The following is a 19,261-nucleotide window of genomic DNA, read 5'->3' as shown; positions in this document are numbered from 1 at the left end:
ACCCTTGCGGTCTCAGCCTCGGTCGTCGATCACCGGATAGAACGGTCTGCCCCAATTTTCCTGAGGATTTTCCATCATCAGATCGACAAAAATCGGCAACAGGAAGCCCAGGATCTCCGCTCCATCGCGAACCTGCGACCGATTGACGCCACTGTTCCAGGTTGCACCGCCATGCACCAGCTGATTGCGCAACACATAGAGGCGGTCGAATAGCGCGCTTAGAACGCGCGCGCTGTCGCCGGACTGAAACGCCTGCGCGACCCCGCGCGCCGCGGCGCGAAACCGGTCTTTCCAGTCCTCGAAACCCTCGATGCCGTTGTGATGTTGCCAGAACGGATTGAATACATAGCGGTTTTCGAGCAGCAACCGCACCGGCCCGGAAAATCGCTGCCAGACCGCATCATAGATCCGCCGGTCGGTATCGAGCGCGGCCAGCTTGCCGAAGAACTCGAGAAAACTCGCGCGCTCGCCCTGCTGCACGACCTGAAACTCGCGCTCGTCGGCATAGGCGGCGTTGAAGGCGATCCAGAGAAAGAGAAAACGCGCGTCATCATCAGTGCCGCAAGCTTCTGCCCGACCGATCCAACTGATCGCGCGGTGCACACGCAGACCCATCGTCTCGGGAAAGCCCGCGCGCAGCGCGCGCTGCTTGGTCTTCAAATCCTCGAAGGTCAAACCGTCGCCCATCACAACTCCCTGAATTTCTCCTACGGCAGCGGACCGAAATCTGCCCTGCGATGCCCCTCGACAAGCTTGCGCAGCTCCGGCGGCGACAAGACCTCGACCTTGTCTCCCCATTGGTAAAGGTGCCACGCCATCTCGAGCCAACCCGCCGCGTGAAAGCGCACGATCAAGCTGCCATCCTGCTGCGGTTCGAGAACCTGCATCGGGTGGAACCGAAACCCCGCAGCACGCGCGGCCGCGTCTGGCAGGAACCGCCAGACGACTTCTCCATATTGCGCAGGGTCCTGCCAGACCCCGAAGGCTTGGGCCGCATAATCGGCAATGGTGAAGCCATCTTTCAAGGCGAAGCTTTCATTGAGGGTCTCGGCGGTGTGAATGAGATCTATGCGGAAATTTCGCACTTCCTCCGACTTTGCGGGGTCGCGTGCGGCCAGATAGGTTCGGTGCCCCAACAGGACGCCATGCGGTTCGAGAATGCGCGGCTTGCTGTCCTGATTGTAAAGCACGCGCAGCCTGAACGGGCCGCGCAAGGCCTCGATGATCGCATCCAGAATTTCGGGCGCGAGGCTCACCTTGGGACCGGGCCGGGTGACTTGCCCCATCGCCGCCAGAACCGCCTCGGCATCCGCCTCGACTCTCGCACGTGCCGGCGCCCCCGCGAGCAGGCCGTCACGCAAATCGTGCAACGCCCGGGCATGGCGCAACCTTCCCTCGGCCTGAGCCGATCGCGCGGCGATCTCTAGAGCTTCGATGCCTGTCTCCTGACGCAGCTGCAACCGTGTCCGCCCGGGATCGACAAGACGCCAGCGTCGTTTGCGGTCGTCTCCGTCCACCGTCTCGACGGTTCCGAACGTGGCTTCCAGCGCATCGGTCATGCGTTGCGCGGTGCGGTGCGCCACACCGAACTCGGCGCAGATTTCCTCGAGACTGATGCCCCCGCGCCGCGCCGCCGCCAGCTGTGCGAGCCGAACCAGGTCCTGAGCCTTGGAAAAAGACATAAGCCCTCCCGAGAGGCCTGCCAAATTTTGACACCCCCAAGGGTTAGGATGCAGATCAGCATCTGTCGAGGCGATTTCGGGGGGCAGTCGCGCTAAACACTTCCGGGAGGTATCGACGACAATCCTGTTTCGACAAAAGCCGCTGCGGATAGCCACACCATGGTTGCGGCTTTACGCTCTTGTTGGCTTGGAATGACTGGACTAGAAGAAATAGCCACGTGATGCTGCGGCATGACATTGATAAATATATAATTTGTCGACTGAGAACGCGAGTTCAGCGTAGGTCGAACCACCGAATCGAGAGGAAGCATGTCGATTCTGTTGCGCACAATCCGGGCTTTTCCGCGTGGGCGCTCCACGGAGGAATTGCACGCTTTGCTGGGCACCACCTTCCAGAACGAGGAACGGCGGGCGCTTCTGGCGGAACTTGAAACGCTTCTCGCGCAGGGGCTCATCCGTCGGCAGGCGAACGGGCGCTGGGTGCCCATCGCATCGGTCCCGCAGCCGCCCGGCCAGGCCCGTCCCGGGGGCAACGAGCTTGCGCCGGTCGCCGATACCACGACCCTTGTCGCGGCGCCCTTCGTTCGCTCCGATCTGGCCGTGGAACTACTGCCAGAGGAGGCGGAAGGTGACACCGCCGCCATCGCCCCGCAGGCGCTTTTGCGCTATTGGCGATCCGCGCTGCGCTCCGATCCGCGTGGCACGATCACCGAAGCCTTCGATCGGCATGGCGCGGTCTGGCACCTGATTTCGGGCAAGGGCGGGCTCGTGCCCGACGATGGACAGGTTGTGCGGCTCCGTATCGCACTTGATGCGCTCGCCGACGACTTCCGCGCGGCCTTGATCCGGCGAGAGGCCAACGAGAATGCGCTGGCGATCGGTTGGCCTTTGGCGATCGGGCGTCGCACGGGGGTGCCTGCGATCTGGCCGATCGGGCTGATCGCCGCCGAATGGCGCCGCACCGAGGGGTTCCTCGAGATCGAGATTGCAGCCGACGATGTGCTGGTGAACCCGGCCTGGCTGCGCGGCGCCGCCCGCAGCTCGGGCTGGAAGGCGGCCGATCTTGAAGCGATCTTCGCGCAGGCGGACGGCATCGGTCTGGAGGCGCAGGAATTTCTGGCGCGTCTGCGCGATGCCGCCGCAAGCCAGATCCGTGGTCCGTTGACCGGCACTGCGCTGGCGAGCCAGATCGACACCGCCGCGCAGGGGGTGTTCGACGCAGCGGCCCTGTTCCTGCCCGAAGACAGCAGTTTCACCGCCGGTGCGGTGCGCGATCTCGATACGATTGCACAGTGGCCCGAGGCGCAACTGGCCCGCACGGCGCTGGCGCCGCTTCTGGGGCTGCGGTCAGCCTTTGCCCCCACCGAGCTGCCCGCGATCAATGTCGGCAGTCTGAACGCGGAGCAAATCGCCGCGGTGCGATCGGCCTGCGCGAAGCTGCTGACCGTGGTGACCGGGCCGCCGGGCACCGGCAAATCGCAGGCGATCGTGTCGATGGCGGCTTCGGTGCTGCTCTCCGGCGGCACGGTTCTGGTGGCCTCGAAGAACCATCAGGCGCTCGATGCAGTGCAGGATCGGCTGGGCACGCTTGCTCCCGATGCGCCGTTCATCGTGCGCACGCTCGACCCGGCGCGTGACATCGACCGTTCCTTCGCGTCGGTTCTGGCCGAGTTGGTGCAGGGCCATGCAGGGCGCACCCGGCCGCTGGACATAGGCCTGAAGGAGCGGCTCGACGCACTGGCGACGGCGCGGGCAGAGGGGCTCGACCTGCTTGCCCGGCGCAGCGCGCTGGAATGCGAGATCACCGAGCATCTCGACCGTATCGCGGCGCACCAGCGATTTGCGGTCGCCAAACCGGCACCGCCCGCCGCCGAGGCCTTGCCGGAGACGCGGGGGCTCGCGCGCCTCCTCGCGCTGTTGCGCAGATTGTTTGCCGGCGCCCCGAAAGCGATGATGCCGCAGGCGACGCCCCTTTCCGCGCTCGAGGCGCTTGAGGCCGCGCTGGCCCGGTTGCGCACCGCGCGCGATGCTCTGGCAGAGCCGCCCGACGTCATCGCCCTGACCGAAGATATCGCGGCGCTCGCGCAAGCCGTGCTGGCCGCCCAGCTGACGACCCGCGCGACCCTGTCGCTGGACGACCGCGACCAACTCGATCAGGCCAAGGCGGACCTCGATTTCATGGGCGGACGCGCCAGCCCGCCACCCGATCTGATCCGCGCGGTGCTGACGCATCGGCCGCTCTGGCTGGTCTCGGTGCTTGGAGCACCGAAGCGGTTGCCGCTGGAGGAGGGCCTGTTCGATCTGGTGATCTTCGACGAGGCCAGCCAATGCGATATCGCCTCGGCTTTGCCGCTTTTTGCCCGCGCCCGCCGCGCGGTGGTGGTCGGCGACAACCGGCAGCTCAACTTCATTCCGCAACTCGGTCAGGCGCAGGACCGCAACCTGATGCAGGCGCAGGGCCTGCCGGTCGCGCGCATGAGCCGCTTCGCGCAAAGCCGCCAGTCCCTCTTCGATTTCGCGCAAAGAATGCCCGAGGCCGAACGCATCCTGCTGCGCCAGCAATACCGCTCGGTCGGGCCGATCGTGGACTATATCAGCCAGGAATTCTATGGCTCGGCCCTGAAAACGGCCTACGATCCGAAAACGATCCGCGCGCCCGACGGTCTCAAGCCGGGATTGGCATGGGCGCATGTGCCGCCCCCTGCCGTGCTCGAGGGGCAAAACGTCAATCGCGCCGAGGTGCGCGCGATCACCGCCTTTGTCGAGACCTTGCTCGTGCGCGAGGGCTATACCGGCACGCTCGGGGTGACCTCGCCGTTTCGCGGACAGGTGCATGCGATCGAACAGGCGGTGCGCGCGGCGATACCGGCGCACAAGCTCGAGGCGTCAGAGTTCCGCGTCGCCACCGTGGACGGGTTTCAGGGGCAGGAACGCGATGTGATCCTTTTCTCGCCCACCCTCACCGCAACAAGCCCGATGAGCGCCGTCAGCTTCGTGCAAAAGGACCATCGTCGGCTGAACGTGGCGATTTCGCGGGCGCGGGCGGTGGCGCATGTGTTTGGCGATCTTGATTTCGCCCGCGCGGGCAAGGTGCGCACGCTCGCCCGACTGGCCGCCGCCGCAACCGGACCGCGCAAGCGCAGCGGCGAGGGCGTGTTCGACAGCGACTGGGAGCGCATCCTGTTCCACGCGCTCGAAACCCGTGGCCTCAAGCCGATGCCGCAATATGAAATCGCCGGCCGTCGGCTCGATTTCGCGCTGTTCGGCAGCGGCGAGATCAAGCTCGACCTCGAGGTGGACGGGCGGCAGTTCCACGAAACCGCCGATGGTCTGCGCAAGAGTTCCGACCTGTGGCGCGACCATCAACTGAAATCCCTCGGCTGGCGCGTGCGCCGGTTCTGGGTGGATGAACTGGCCCGAGATATGGAGGCATGCCTTGACCTCGTCGAACGAGACCTTTCGTAAATCGCGACCCCACACGATCATCGCGGCAAGCCTGTCAGTGATGGCGCTGGCCTCGCTGGGCGTGCTGGGGGTGCAGATGAACGGGTTGCACCAGAAATACGGCCAGATCGCGGGCGATATCGACTATTACGCGACCGAGCGGGACCGGCTGAAGACGGGGCGAGATGCGCTGGTTGGCGAGCGCAACGAGATCGAGGGCGCGGTTGCGCGCCTGCGCGACGAGGTGCTGCGCCTGAGCCTCGAACGCGACGCGGTGGTGCGTGATCGAGATGCGGCCTTGGCGGCGCAGGAAAAGGCTGCGGGCGCGCTGGAAAAGCTCGCGACGGATCGAGACGAGGCAAAGGCCGTGATCGCGCGGGCCGACAAGCTCGCGGCGGAGGTGCGTGCGCTTGACAAGAGCAAGGCCGGGCTCGAGCGCGACATCGCGGCTTTGGAAAAGGAGCGGGCGAGCGGTTCGGCGGCGCTTGAGGCGCAGGGCGCGGAACGTGAGGGCCTGACGCGCGAACTCGACCGGATGGCAAAGGAGCGCGCGGATCTCGACGACCGTATTGCCGAGGCGCGGGCGAGCTTGCAGCCGCTGCTGGAGCAGGTGGCGACGCTCTCGGCACAGGTGAAGGGCTTCGAGGCGCAGGCGGAAGACCTTGCCGATGTCGAAAAGCGGCTCGCGGACGCCCGCGCGGCGCTCAAGGAAGCCGAGGATCGGCAGGCCGAGCTTGCGCCGCGCGTTGCCGATCTGGAGGGCAGCAAGGCGGCGCTGGCGACGGCCGTCGACGACCTCACGAGACAACGCGAAACGCTGGCGGGCGCGGTTTCGGCGGCGCAATCGCGGCAGGCCGATCTTGCCGCCAGCGCCAACGCGGCGCAGGCGCGTCTGACGGATACGCAGGCCCGTCTGAAGGCCGAAGAGGACAAGCTGGCCGAGATTCGCACGGCGCTAGCCAAAGCCACGGCGGAGCGCGACGAGGCCGAAGGCAAGGCCGGTGCGCTGGCCGCGCAGGTGGCCGAGCGGCAGAGTGTTCTGGCGCAAACCGAGGCGACGGCGGCCTCGATCGCGCAGCTTGGCGAAACCCAAGCCCGACTCGAACATGCGGTGTCGCAACAGCGGAGCGCGCTGGCCGAGGCACAGACATCGCTTGCGGGCGTGGTCTCGGAGACCGCGGCGGCGCAGCAGGCGCTGACCGAGGCCACGACGCGCAAGGCTGCGCTTGATCAGCGTATCATGCAGGCCGAAAGCGATCTCGCGCGCCTCAATGGCACGGTGCAGACCCTCAAGGGACAGGCGGAAGAGCTGCGCAGACAGGTCGATACCGCCTCCGTCGAACTGGGTAGCCTGAGTGCCCGACGCGATGCCTTGCAGATCCCGCAATCGACCCCGACCCCGGCCCAAGAGAACTGAGGCTTCTGAATGTTCACCGCAAATATTGTCGCCTTCGTTGCGCTCTCGGTCGCGCTGGCGATCTTGTCGATCATCACGCTCATTCTGGCCAGCCGCCACGACAAGGTGGTGGCGCTGGCCGGGCCCATCGAGGAAGAAAAGGCCGTGCTCGCCCGGATCGAGGAAAAGCGCGCCACGCTGAACGATCTGGAAGAGGAGTTGACGAAACGCCGCGAAGCGCTGGCGAACCTTGCCGACATGGGGGCCGAGGTCGATGCGCTCGACCGCAAGCTGGCCGAGTTGCAGACCGAATGGAACCAGATGGAGCATCGGCGCGAAGAAGTGGCGGCGATGCGGCGCGAGGTCGAAGAGGCGCAGACGGTGAAACTGACGCTCGAGGCCGAACTGGCCGCCGCCCGCGCCGATCTGGCCGAGGTGCGCGAGCGGCTCGAGAAGGCGGAAAGCCTCGTGCATCGGATCGAGGAGTTGACGGAGGAAAGCCAAAGGCTCGAGGCGCGCGTCGCCGAATTGCAGCAGGCGCGTCTTGGGCTTGAAGAAGCCGAGGCGCGTGTGGCGGAACTGACCGGGACGGCCGTGCAGCTGGAAACGGATATTGCCGAAACCGAAGGGCGGTTGACCGCGCGGCGCTCGGAGCTTGGCGAAACCGAAGAGCGCATCGCGGCGACCCGTGCGGCGCATGTCGCGGCGCGTCAGGATCTCGACCAGATCGGCGCCGAACTTGCCGCCGCGCGTCAGAAGCTGGCCGATCTGCGGTCGGATGAGGGCACGGCCTCGGAGCGGATGGCTGCGCTCGAAGCGCGCAAGGCCTCGCTCGAACGGGAGATCGAGAAGGCGAAGGGGATCGCGGCCGGGGGCACCGGCGAGGCCGAGGACGATCCGTTGCGCGAGCTCAAGCAACCGCCGCAGGTGGTGGAGCGGCTTCTGGCCTGGGGCAAGAGCGGTCTGGTGGCCGAGGTCGAGGCGCTCAAGCGCGTCCGGCAGCGGTTCGAGGCCTTCGGGCTGGAATACCCCAATCGCACCCTGTGCGCCTTCCACACCGCGATGAAGGTGAACGACACCACGCAAATGGCTGTTCTGGCGGGGATTTCCGGCACCGGGAAAAGCCAGTTGCCGCGCCAGTATGCGGCCGGGATGGGGATCGGTTTCCTTCAGGTTCCGGTGCAGCCGCGTTGGGACAGCCCGCAAGATCTGATGGGGTTCTACAACTATATCGAGGGCCGGTTCCGCCCGACCGACCTCGCGCGCGCGATGTTTGCCCTCGATGCGCAGAACAACCCCGATGCGGTGCAGGACCGGCTGTTGATGGTGCTGCTTGACGAGATGAACCTTGCCCGGGTCGAATATTACTTCTCGGATTTCCTCAGCCGCCTCGAAAGCCGCCCCGCGCGCGGCAAGGAAGGCGACAAGACATTGCGCAAGGATGCCGAGATCGAATTGGAGATTCCGAAGGCGCAGATGCGGATATTCCCCGGCTACAATCTTCTGTTTGCCGGCACGATGAACGAGGACGAGAGCACCCAGTCGCTTTCTGACAAGGTGGTCGACCGCGCCAATGTGATGCGGTTCGGCGCGCCCAAGCGGATCGCGAAATCGCAAGCGGGCGACAACCGGGTCACCGAGGAGGCGCTGAGCCGCACGATTTGGGAGAAATGGTGCGCCCGCGGTTTGCAATCCGACGACCAGAGCCGGGCCGAGACGCGGGTGAACGACATGCTCATGCTGATGCAGGATTTCGGCAAGCCCTTCGGGCATCGCCTTGGTCGTGCGATCCTTGCCTATGCCGGGGCCTATCCCGAGGCGGAGGGCGTGGGCGACCGGGTCGCGATGGCGCTGGCCGACCAGATCGAGATGCGCCTGCTGCCGAAACTGCGTGGCGTGGATGTCGAGGAGAAAAGCCAGCAATTCTCCGAGTTGCAGAAGATGGCCGCGCAGTTCGGCGACGACACTCTCGCCGATGCCATCCGTCTTTCGGTCGAGGCTGCGGGGGCTTCGACCGGACAATTCGTCTGGAAAGGGGTCATGCGCTGATGCTGCGGCTTGCGCGCCCCTGGGCCGGCGCCGGGCTGGGTGCCGAGGCGGTTTTCGGGCCGGGCGATTGCCTTCTGAGCGAGGTCGCGCCCTCCGATCGGGCGGGCGAGCATGTGGTGGTGATGCGTGGCGAAGCTCGGGGGGAGCCACGGTTGCTGGTGCAGCATCCCTATCCGCGCCGCGATGCCGCCCATGCGCCCGAGCGGCGGGGCTTTCCGCCGCGCCCCCGCAAGGGCAAGGAGGCCGAGGCCGCACCCGAGGCTCTGGCGGCGCTCGCGCGGATGAACGAGGTGACGGCGCGGGTTCAGGAACTGGGCGAGGCGCTCGACGATCCGACCGCGCTCTGGCCGAGGTTGCGCGCCGCATGGGACCGGGCCGAGCAGGAGGAAGACCCCCGCATGGCCGAAATCGTGCGGCAGGCGCGCGAGTTGACCCCCGTGCTCAAGGCTTTCCGCGAGCATATCCGGCGCGTGCTGCGGCGACATCGGGAGCTCACCCCCCTCGACCGGGTGCAGGAAATGGACCGCGCCGCGATGCGCTGGCTGTCGCGCCAACCCGGGCGCAACACGGCCGAGCGGGCGGGCGCGGATCAACGTATCCTCGCCGTGGTGCGGCATCAGAATTTCGACACGCTGGAGAACCGGGTCGCACATGCCTATCTGCGGCTCGCGTCGGATGTGGGGCGCGAATGGCTGCGCGAGCATCCGCGCGCCGCGGGCAGCAAACGGTTTCAGTCGGTTCAGGCCTATGTGAAGCTGTGCAAGGCGGTTGCGGCGGAGCTTGCCGATCTGGGCGTGGCGATCGCCTCGGTCGATGTTACGCCGAATTACGTCTTGCTCGAAGACCGCACCTACCGGCTGATCCGCGAGGCTTGGGAGGCGCTTCTCAAGCGCGAGAAGGCGCTCGACGAGCTTTGGGCCTGGCAGGCTCAGACCTGGACCGATTTCTCGGTGCTGGCGATCGTGCTGGCGCTGCATGATGTCGAGGGGGCAGAGCTGATCGCGCAATCGCCGATCCGGTTCCTTTCGGAAGCCGTCAACGGGCTCTGGTTCGAGCAGGAACGGCCGATTGCCGTGTTCTGGCTGCACCGCCAGGGCCGCGTGGTGGAAGTGATGGCGCGGCCCGAACGGCCCGGCACCCTGCTGACCTATGCGCGGGCGCATGTGGCGCTGCGCATCTCCGACCCGCTCGACCGCAGCGCCTTTCCGCATCGCGTTGCGGTCTGGACCCCGCATGCGATGGCGCGGCTCGATCTGCGGGAGGCTGCGGATCAGGCGGGCCTGCGTCTTGCGGAACTGGCGCGAGTTACGGGGCAGCAGGAGCGCATCAGGCACGGGCTGATCCTGACGCCGGGGCATCATGCGCCCGAAGCGGTGAGCGCCGAGCGGGGCGGGCTCTTCGTCGAGGCGATCGCGCTCGATGGCGCGGGGGCGTCGCTTGCGCAAGGGCGCGCCTCGATCCGGGCGTTTCTGGGCCGCGACATCTGGGGGGCCGCATGAGGGGGCGGAAGCTTTGCGGATACGATCTGAATGGCTGGGGTGACCGCGCCGCGCGGAACTGGTGTATCGGGCCGGACGGTGAAGAGAGTGCGGGTGCCGGCATTCTCCAGGTGACCGGGGTGGTGCTGCAACCAAGCGTCGTGCGCACGGGCGAAGGGCGCGGCGCACGCTGGATTGGCGGGGCTCAGGCGCGCCTCGCGCCGCATGGGCGGGGCGGCGGCTGGGGCGATATCGGCGCCCCCGACCGGCGCGCGACGGTGCGCGATCTGATGGCCGCGCCCCGGCCCGCGACGCAGCCGCTTGCAGCCGCCCTTGCCGGGCTTGCCAGCGGCGCGCGGGTTTGCGCGATTGCGCTCGATGATCACCCGGCCCGAACCGAAGACCTGCAAGAAGCCCTGCTAGCCGCGGTGGCGCAAGGCCGCCTGGGGCGCGGTCTGTTGGTCTGGCGTTCAGTGCTGGCGGTGCTGGGCTGCCTTGCCGAGGAGGCGGATTGGCTCGCCCCCGACGAGGGGCTGACGCTTGGCGTCATCAATCACGTCGGCGAAGGCTTCACCTTACAAAAGCTGCGGTTGCGCCACGAAATGGGCCGGGGGCGCGCCCTTTTCGCCCCCGAGCGCAGGCGGGTGGCGCAGCCAATCGACTCGCCGCTGGGCTATGCGGGGCTCTTCGATGCCGCGCGCAAGGCCTTGATCGCGGGCGGCGCGGGGCCTCGCGGGGATTGGGCCGATCATGCTCAGGCGCGCGCGGCGCTGGCTTTGGGGCGCCCCGCACGCGCCGAATTGCTGCGCACGGAGCGCGGCGATTTCTTCCAGATCGACCCGCCCGGTGCCCTCGAGCTGCCGCCCGACGACCGGCTTGGCGCGATCGCGGGCGGAATGGCGGACTGCGCCATGATCCTGTTCGAAAGCCTCACCACGGGCGCCATGCGCGACGCGCTTCTGAAGCCTTTGCGCGCGGTTTGCGGAAGCGCGCTGATCGATCTGCCCGAGGACATCATCGCGCGCGGTGCGCTCGAGGCCGCGCGGCGACATGACGAGGGCGAGCCGGTCTACTTCGACTTTCTGCCGCAGATCTCCACCATTGTTCTGGGGCAGGACGGAGCGCGCAGCCACGATCTGATCGAACCCGGGGCGACCCTGCCCGCAGGGCGCATCTATCGCTCTGCCGAACCCGCGAAATTCGCCATTCAGGCGGGTCAGGCCGAGTTTTCCGTGCATCTGCGCAAGGAGCTCGCACCCTGGCCGCGCAAGGCCCGGGTGGAGATCGGTGCGCCGGTGTCGGAAATCGTCCCGGTCTCGCTCAGTGTCGAACAGGTGCCCGCAGCCGGTCGGGCGCGGCTGTTGATCGACGCGCCGAAACTGTCGCGCCATTTCACCGTCGATTGGGAGGGCGCGATCGAACTTCATCGGCGGTGGGAAGACCTCGTCGTTGAGCTCGACGGGCCCGCCCCGACGATCCCGAAACGGCTGGTGCTGCCCTGCGGCATGGAGCTATGGGAGGATAGCCCCGCGGGCCAGGGTTTGACGAGCCTTCTGGCGCAGAACCTCCGCTGCCCGCAGGTGGACTGGAAGGTGCTCGCCGACAAGCTTTCGGCGCGAAAGCTGAAGCGCCACTGCATTTCGAGCGACGGGGATATCCCCGATCAGGTTCCGGAACAGAGCCGCGCGCATCTTGAGCAGTTGACCGAGCGTGCCTTGGCCGAGCTTGAAGATCGCCGCGCCGGGCGCCGTGGGAGCAATGACAACCACGCGCTCAAATTCCTCACCTGGCAGTTCCGCCGCGCCCCCGACGCTATCCCCGCGATGCTGCTCGAGGCGTGGCAGGACAGGGCCGCCCGACGCAAGCACCCGTTCGCGCTCAGCGAGGCAAGCTGGGTGCTGATTTATCAAGGTCTTGGCCGAACCTGCCGGTCGGAAAACGACGAGCGCATCGCCCTTGCGCGTCTGTTCGCGCGGCCTATCGAGAAATGGTCTTACCGCCAAGAAACCGCCGCCGCCGCCTTCTTGCTGTCGCGCTCGGACACGGCACCCTTGCTGCTGGAGCGTTCGCATGTCGAGCAATTGGCCGAACGCGTGCTGATGGAATTCGCGGCGGAACACGACACCAACTATACACGCTTCAATTATGCGCCCTTCCTGCTTGGAGGGCTGCTGCGGTGGCGCCTGAAGGAAGGGAATGCCCTTGTTAGAGGCCTCGATCCGCTTGCCGACGCCCTGAGCGTGGCAATCGAGAGAACACTTTCGGATTTTGCGCGACACGAAAATCGCAACGAGACCTTCCTGCGCGCCGTCTCGCACTACGAACCCCTGCTCGAGCAACTGCTCGACGAGTTGGCCGGCGAAGGGCGCAACCCGGATTTGCTGGTGGATCTCTACGATGCCTGAGGGGCGGGCCGTTCGACGACCACCTGCGCTTGGGGCCTTTTGGAAGACTCTTGCGGCGAGGCGGGTCAGATCCTGCGATGTGATGACGGCGAGGCCCCCGCAAGCATGTCACGTTTTGACGCCCACGGCGATTAGAAGAACATTGCGGTCTGCCTCGCCGAGTCGCCTCGGCCCGTATCGCCATCACCACTTCGCGGCAGATGCATCGGATCAGGAAAGACCTGCAACGCCCGCAGGTCGGGTAAACAGGAGAATTAACCTCCATGAGCGACATCGACTCCGTCAAAGCGCTGGTTCACAAGGTCATGCGGCGGGATTTCGATCTTGTGCCGACCGCTTCGGGCCAGGGCAATCGTGTTCACCTCGAAGTCTGGACCCACAAGGCGACGAAATTGCCGATCGGTCTCGAAATGGGGCATTCCACGCTCGTCAATTTCTGGCTCGTCCGTTCGGACCTGCCGCGCGATCTTCCCGAGGGCGTGACGCGGACCGAAAAGGAGCCGACCGGGGACGGATGGACGGACGCGGAAAACGATGGCGCCAATCACAATCTGAAGTCCTATCCGCAGTTCGCAAGGCGACCGCTGACTCGTCTCGGCATCCTGAGCCTTGATGACGCGAGCCGTGTTCTTGCGGCGATCACGCGGGGCGATGTGACGGGTCTCGTCGACGCGGCTGGGCGCAAGGGGGCGGTGCGCGGGGCTTTCATCCTGAAGATCAACGGCGCGGTTCATGCCCCCGGCGGCATCTGTCGGCCGAAATCCGGCACGGATTGGGAGGGCGGAACGCTGCGGATGCCCTGGTCAGGCGAGCGTGCGTCTTCCAAAAGTGACCGCGCGCCCGGTGACAAGATCGCGCCGGGGGACCGGCTTTACATCTGGGCGCATGAGGACAAGGCCTATGGGCACGGCCTCGGTCTGACGGCGACGGCCATCGCGGATCGGGTCGAGACGGGGGAGCAGGAGCTGGCGATCGGGCTGCGCGATGTTACGCTGTTGCCGCGCCCGTTCGGCTTCAGGATTCTGGGATCGCGGGCTCAGGATTTCCCCATGCTCCAGCGCATGGACGAAGACCGCGGGTTGCGGGCCTGGCAGATGAACGCCGCCGAAACCGATGCGATCGATCGGCTCATCCAGGAGTTCGGCTCCGAGTTCGCCGCCAAAAAGGCGCAAGCCGAGGCCGCCTATCTTTCGCCGCTGGCGCGTGCCGTCATGCAGGATCTCGTTGAAATCGAGCAAGCCGAGGAAGACCGCAAGACCGCAATCGTCAAGGCGCGCCCCGGCCAGCAGAAGTTCCGCGACATGGCGATGAGGCATCATGGCGGGCGGTGCGTCTTTACCGGCGTGCGGGTCGCGGCGGCGCTCGAGGCCGCCCATGTCATTCCGCACACCGGCAATCCCGCTTTCGAAGTGGCGGAAAACAGTCTGGTGCTGCGCCGTGACATCCACGCCCTGTTCGACGCCAGTCTGATTGCCATCGATCCGCGCTCGGGCAGGCTGGTCCTCAGCCCCTCGTTGGAGGGCTCGATCTATGCGAAAAACCTTTCAGGCAGGGAGGTCGATCACAAACTTGCCCGCGAGGCGCTGCAGTATCAGTTCCAGCGTTTCATGGCCGCCCAGGCGCAGGAAGGATGCGCCGAAGCGGCGGGGTGAGAGGCAGGGGAGCCGTGCCATGTGGACCTTCGCCAGCATGGCCCTGCTCGTTCTTTCGGGCCTTGTCGCCCTCTCCGCGAGGCCCGTTCAAGCTTTGCTCCACATCGCGATGATTGTTGCAATCTTGGCGTTCGCGGTGTGGCTTGTCGGCATCGTTCTTTGGTTGGCCATTGCCGGGCCGCGATGAGACCGGGCGCACTGAAACTGCATCGGCGTGAAGGCGCGCCTGAATTCGGGGGACGTTCCTTGATCAAGATCCTGCATACCGCGGATATCCATCTCGACTCGCCGCTCAAATCGCTCGCGCTGCGCAACGAGACCCTGCGCGATCACATCCAGTCCGCGACGCGGCAGGCCTTCGTCCGGATCATCGACACCGCGCTGGCAGAGGGCGTGGCCGCGCTCTTGATTGCGGGTGACCTCTTTGACAGGGCGCAGCGCGGCGCAAAGACGGCGGCCTTCCTCTCGGGGCAGATCGAGCGGCTGCGCGCGGCGGGGATCGCGGTTTTCTACATCAAGGGCAATCATGACGCCGAAAACCCGATCACCGGCGAGGTGGCGCTGCCGGACAACGTGCATGTGTTTGACGGGCGCGGCGGCAAGGTGCGACTGGGCGACACCGATATCTGGATCCACGGCGTCAGTTTCACCGGCCGGCACGCCCCCGACAGCCTGCTGCCCAAATTCGCTGCGCCTGTGCCGGGGGCCGTCAATGTCGCGATGCTGCACAGCTCGCTCGCCGGCGCGGTGGGGCATGACACCTATGCGCCCTGTTCGGTGGACGATCTGGCGGCGCTGGGCTTCGATTATTGGGCGCTGGGGCATATCCACAAGCGACAGGTGTATCGGGATGCGCCCTGGATCGTCATGCCGGGCATCCCGCAAGGGCGCGACATCGGCGAGGCGGGGGCGAAATCGGCGACGCTTCTGACGATCGAGGCGGGGCAGATCACCGTGCAAGAGGTGCCGACCTCCGTGGTCACGTTCCTCCTGCACGATATCGATGTGACCGGCGCCGAAAGCGACGACGAGATCCGCCAGCGGGTCCGCAGTGCTCTTCACGCTCTGAGCGCAAGCCTCGCGCCCGGTGAGACGGTCATCTTGCGCTTGACGCTGGCCGGGCGCAGCGCCCGCCATTGGCAGGTGCGGCGCGATGCCGCGATCTGGGCGGAAACCGCCGTGCAGATCGCCGAGGAGACCGGGCGGCTGTGGGTGGAAAAGTTCTGCCTTGCGCTCGAGACGCCGAGCGCCACGGCTGCCGACACCACTGCCACCGACGAAATCGCCCGGCTGATGGCGCAGATTTCGACCGAGGCGGGGTTTGCCGCGCAGGCTTTGGCGGAGGTCGAGGAGGTGTTGGCGCAACTGCCGCCAGCGCGGCGGGCGGCCTTGCTGCCCGACGAAGCGGCTATGTCGGCGCTGGTGCGCGATTTTGCGGCATCGGGGGGGACCCATCTCGTCGCCTTGATGAAAGGGGCTTCGGAATGATGCGGTTGCGACAGCTCGACCTCGAGCTTTTCGGTGGTTTCAGCGGCCAGAGTTTCGATTTCGGGGCGCCTCGGGGCGACGGGGAGCCGGACTTCCATGTGATCATCGGCCGCAACGAGGCGGGCAAGACCACGACGATGGAGGGATTTCTGCGGTTGCTCTACGGCTTCCCGCATCGGGAGCCTTACGATTTCCTGCATCAACGCAAGAACTTGCGGGTATCGGGTGTGCTCGATATCGACGGAACGGAAATGGCCTTCACGCGGCTGCCGAACCGCGAACCCTCGCTGCGCGATGCCCGGGGCGCGGAGGTGCCGAATAGCGCCCTGCAGGCCCATCTGGGCGGGCTCTCGGAAGAGGACTACCGCAACCTCTTTTGTCTCGATGACGCGACGATCGAGAGAGGGGGCGAGGAAATCACCAGGGCGAAGGGCGATATCGGCCGGTTGCTGTTTTCCGCCGCTGCCGGGATCAGCGACCTTTCGGAGGTGCTCGACCGCGTCCGGGCGGAAGCCGACGGCCTTTATCGCAAGCGAGCGAGCACGACGCGGCTGGCAAGCTTGAAGAAAGACCATGCCGAGGTTGAACGGCAAATCCGTGAGCTCGACATTTCGGCGGCGCAGTATCGCAAGCTCAAACAGGCGGCCGACGAGGCCGATGCGGAAGAAAAACGCGCTTTGGAGCATCGCAGGGGATTGTTTGCGGCCAAGGCGCAGCTTGAGGCCCGGGGCAGGGCCTTGCCCCTTCTTGGCGAGATCGATGCGCTCGGCGCGCGCCTCGTGCCCTTCGCGACCTGGCCTGCGCGCCTTGATATCGACCCGGAAACGCTGGTGCGGATGCTCACCGATCAGGCCACGGCGCAGAGCCGCGAGCACGCCCTTGGCGCAGAGATCGACACCTTGCGCGCGGAACTGGCAGGGATCGAGCGGCACCCGGAGCACCTGGCGATCTCGGGGGAGATCGAAGCGTTGGACGCGTTGCGAAGCCGGTACATGACGGCGGAACTCGACCTTGACCGGCGGCGTCGGGCGCTCTCGGGGATATTACAGGACATGCGGCAGGTGGTCGCCCGCGATCTTGGGGCCTCCGGTGATGTCGATCCCGCTAGACTGGTTCTCTCCTCCGCAGCCCTTTCGGACCTCGACGCGCTGCGCGACGCGATGCGGGATGCGGAGCGCCTAGCCGAAACCGAGCGTTCGGAGGTGGCCGATCTGGCGGACAGGATCGTGGCGGCCGAGGAGGCGCAGAGCAAGCTTGCAAGCGAGATGTCTGCCGGAAGCGATCTGGAAGAGGTTTGCGCGCGTTTCGACATCGATGCCTTGTCGCAACGGTTCATTGCCGCGACCAGCGCCGTGGAGCCTGCGCGAGGGCGCGCGCAAGGTGCTCTCGACGCGCTTTCGATCAAGGGGCAGAGCTTCGATACCGTGCCGACCTGCCCGCTGACCCTCGAAGAGGCCGAAGCTCTTCTCGAGACCGTGCAACAGGTCACGCTTCGGCACGATACCGCGCTCCGCGAGCTTGAGGACAACCGGGCGGAGCTTGCCGAACGCGCCGCGCGGATCGGCCGGATCAAGGCGACCAGCGGGCTGATCGAGGATGCGCAGGCCCAAAGCCTCCGGGCCGGGCGCGACGATCTATGGGCGGAGCACAGGGCGAAGCTGAATGCCGCAACGGCGGCGGAGTTCGAAGAGGCGATGGTGCGGGTCGACACCGCCATGGACCTGCGCCTCTCGCATGCCGCGGACCTCGGCACATTGCGCCAGCACGAACAGGATCTGGCCGCTCTGGAGGCTCGCGCAAGCCTGATGGACCAGCAGATCGCGGCCTTGGCGGCAGAGCGGCAGACGGCGCTGGACGGCCTGACATCCGCCGCGCGACAGACGGGCATCGGCGCGCCGATGATGCCGGAGACTTTTGTCGCATGGCTGCGCAAGCTGGGAACGGCTGCGCAGGCCGCGGCGGAGTTGCGGCGCCTGCAGGAGGACCACCGCGAGACATTCGCAAGGGCAGAGAGGTTGATCGAGGGTCTCGCCCCGCTTCTGCGCCGCGAGGAGCCGCGCTTCGAGGACATTGTCGCCGAGGCGAAGGCCATTCTCACCGGGCAGCGCGCGCACAAGGAAAAGCTGCGGGCGGCCCGGTCGCGCATTGACGATCTCATGGGCGAGCGGGAAAAACGGGTCGCAAAACTGGCGGATATGGAACGCAAGGCGGCGCAACTTCGGCACGATTGGGCGGCGAAAATCGCCAAACTCCTTCCCGAAGCCATGAACGCAAGCCTGCTCGAGGCATCCCTGAAACCGCTTCATGATCTGCGCGCGCTCGACACCGAGCGGATCGCGCTGGAACGCCAAGTGCTGGGCATGGAGGCGGATCAGGCTCAGTTCTCGAAGCGGGTGCGAGACCTCGGCGAGCGGGCAGGCGTCGAGATTTCGGAGGCGCCGCGCGCTGACTATGATGCCTTGGTGGCGAAAGCCGACGAAGCGGTCGCCGCCGAGGAAAAATCGCTCGATCTCGCGCAGCGGATTGTGGCACTGGACGAGGCGCTCTCAGAGACCAGAAGAACGCTGGACGATATCCGTCTTGCTGTCGAGAAGATGGCGCGGCTGTTTCCGGAGGGCGTCGAGACGGGCTCGCTGGAGGCTCTTCGGCAGGCCGTCAGCACGGCTGCGCAGGTGATCGGCGACCGCGGCAGGCTTGCGCACCTTGAACGCGATCTGTTGGCGACGCTCGCTCTTGCGGATCTGGACGCGGCGCGGCATGCTCTGGCCGAGACCTCGCAGGCTGATCTGCGGGCCCGATTCGAGGAAGTCGAGGCCGATCTCGAGACCGCCGAGGCTCTCTACAAGGCGAAGATCGAGGCCCGCGCCGCGGCGGTGCAGGAGTTGCGCTCGATCGGCGGGGATGCCGAGGTGGCGCGTCTGGTCGAACGGAAAACGACGATCGAGCTGGAAATGCAGGAAGCGGCGCTTCGGCACCTGGAGTTGAGCCTCGGATATCACCTGGCCGACGCTGCGATCCGGCGCTACCGCGATACGCATCGCAGCGCGATGATGCAGGCCACTGAAACCGCCTTTGCCGAGTTGACGAACGGCGCCTATTCGCAGCTGCGAACCCAGGTCGATGGCGCCTCCGAAACGCTTTTGGCGTTCGATTCCAAAGGCATGGCCAAGCAGGCGCAGGACATGTCCAAGGGCACCCGGTTTCAGCTTTACCTTGCCCTGCGCGCCGCGGCCTATGAACAGCTTGCGCATCAGGGAACGTCGCTGCCGTTCTTCTGCGACGACATCTTCGAAACTTTCGACGAAGATCGGACGCGTTCGGCCTGTTGCGTGATGGAAAGGCTCGGCCGGCGCGGACAGGCGATTTACCTGACCCATCATCGCCATGTCGTCGATATCGCCCGAGAGGTCTGTGCCGACCGCGTGCAGATCCACAGGATCGGGGTTTGAGGCGATCGGATGGCCGAAAAATTGCCGGGAGCGCATGATCAACGGGCAGATCGGAGCACCGCGCACAGCCGAAAATCCGGCGGCGCAACCGGGGCCAGATGTGTTTCGCGGTGCGGATGGATGCGAAAGGCAAGCCTGCATCGATGCGCACGGCAAGACGCCCTCGCATCACCGGCGAGGACGACGCGCCGAATGTCTGCGCCTGCGATCAACTCGGT

11 protein-coding genes are annotated in these 19,261 nt (G+C 66.1%); 9 read left to right on the top strand and 2 right to left on the bottom strand.

Annotated features, from left to right (window positions below; genetic code table 11):
- Positions 1 to 12: 12 nt before the first annotated feature.
- The gene (locus D2N39_RS17020) at positions 13 to 687 is read right to left on the bottom strand and encodes a HEPN domain-containing protein (RefSeq protein WP_199725284.1); all 675 of its coding nucleotides are present in this window, start codon (positions 685 to 687) and stop codon (positions 13 to 15) included.
- Positions 688 to 707: 20 nt separating this feature from the next.
- Complete coding sequence (locus tag D2N39_RS17015) at positions 708 to 1,682, bottom strand: helix-turn-helix transcriptional regulator (protein WP_119135963.1); 975 nt, start codon at positions 1,680 to 1,682, stop codon at positions 708 to 710.
- Between the two features lie 309 nt (positions 1,683 to 1,991).
- Between D2N39_RS17015 and D2N39_RS17010 the strand changes: the two genes are divergently transcribed.
- The 9 genes from D2N39_RS17010 (at position 1,992) to D2N39_RS16975 (ending at position 19,043) form a co-directional block, all read left to right on the top strand.
- On the top strand, positions 1,992 to 5,147 hold the full coding sequence (locus D2N39_RS17010) for an AAA domain-containing protein (RefSeq protein WP_119135962.1): 3,156 nt from the start codon (positions 1,992 to 1,994) through the stop codon (positions 5,145 to 5,147).
- The gene (locus D2N39_RS17005) at positions 5,119 to 6,543 is read left to right on the top strand and encodes a coiled-coil domain-containing protein (protein WP_147373506.1); all 1,425 of its coding nucleotides are present in this window, start codon (positions 5,119 to 5,121) and stop codon (positions 6,541 to 6,543) included. The genes D2N39_RS17010 and D2N39_RS17005 overlap by 29 nt, the downstream gene beginning before the upstream one ends.
- A 9-nt stretch (positions 6,544 to 6,552) precedes the next feature.
- Positions 6,553 to 8,571 carry a chromosome segregation ATPase-like protein gene (locus tag D2N39_RS17000; protein WP_119135960.1) on the top strand — a complete coding sequence of 673 codons (2,019 nt, stop codon included), beginning with the start codon at positions 6,553 to 6,555 and terminating at the stop codon, positions 8,569 to 8,571.
- A complete protein-coding gene (locus D2N39_RS16995; RefSeq protein WP_119135959.1) occupies positions 8,571 to 10,070 on the top strand; it encodes a hypothetical protein in 1,500 nt (499 codons plus the stop codon). Before D2N39_RS17000 ends, D2N39_RS16995 begins: the two co-directional genes overlap by 1 nt.
- The gene (locus D2N39_RS16990) at positions 10,067 to 12,454 is read left to right on the top strand and encodes a hypothetical protein (protein ID WP_119135958.1); all 2,388 of its coding nucleotides are present in this window, start codon (positions 10,067 to 10,069) and stop codon (positions 12,452 to 12,454) included. The genes D2N39_RS16995 and D2N39_RS16990 overlap by 4 nt, the downstream gene beginning before the upstream one ends.
- Positions 12,455 to 12,717: 263 nt before the next feature.
- Complete coding sequence (locus D2N39_RS16985) at positions 12,718 to 14,106, top strand: HNH endonuclease (protein ID WP_119135957.1); 1,389 nt, start codon at positions 12,718 to 12,720, stop codon at positions 14,104 to 14,106.
- Between the two features lie 19 nt (positions 14,107 to 14,125).
- The gene (locus D2N39_RS22960) at positions 14,126 to 14,293 is read left to right on the top strand and encodes a hypothetical protein (protein WP_158589861.1); all 168 of its coding nucleotides are present in this window, start codon (positions 14,126 to 14,128) and stop codon (positions 14,291 to 14,293) included.
- 59 nt (positions 14,294 to 14,352) lie between these two features.
- The gene (locus D2N39_RS16980) at positions 14,353 to 15,594 is read left to right on the top strand and encodes a metallophosphoesterase family protein (RefSeq protein WP_233557232.1); all 1,242 of its coding nucleotides are present in this window, start codon (positions 14,353 to 14,355) and stop codon (positions 15,592 to 15,594) included.
- Positions 15,591 to 19,043 (top strand): ATP-binding protein, encoded by a 3,453-nt coding sequence (locus tag D2N39_RS16975; protein WP_119135955.1) that lies wholly within the window; start codon positions 15,591 to 15,593, stop codon positions 19,041 to 19,043. The genes D2N39_RS16980 and D2N39_RS16975 overlap by 4 nt, the downstream gene beginning before the upstream one ends.
- Positions 19,044 to 19,261 lie beyond the last annotated feature (218 nt).

The organism is Gemmobacter lutimaris, assembly GCF_003570715.1.
Lineage (GTDB): Bacteria > Pseudomonadota > Alphaproteobacteria > Rhodobacterales > Rhodobacteraceae > Gemmobacter > Gemmobacter lutimaris.
Note: the sequence above shows the minus strand (reverse complement) of the source record. Positions and strands in the feature narration are given on the sequence as shown.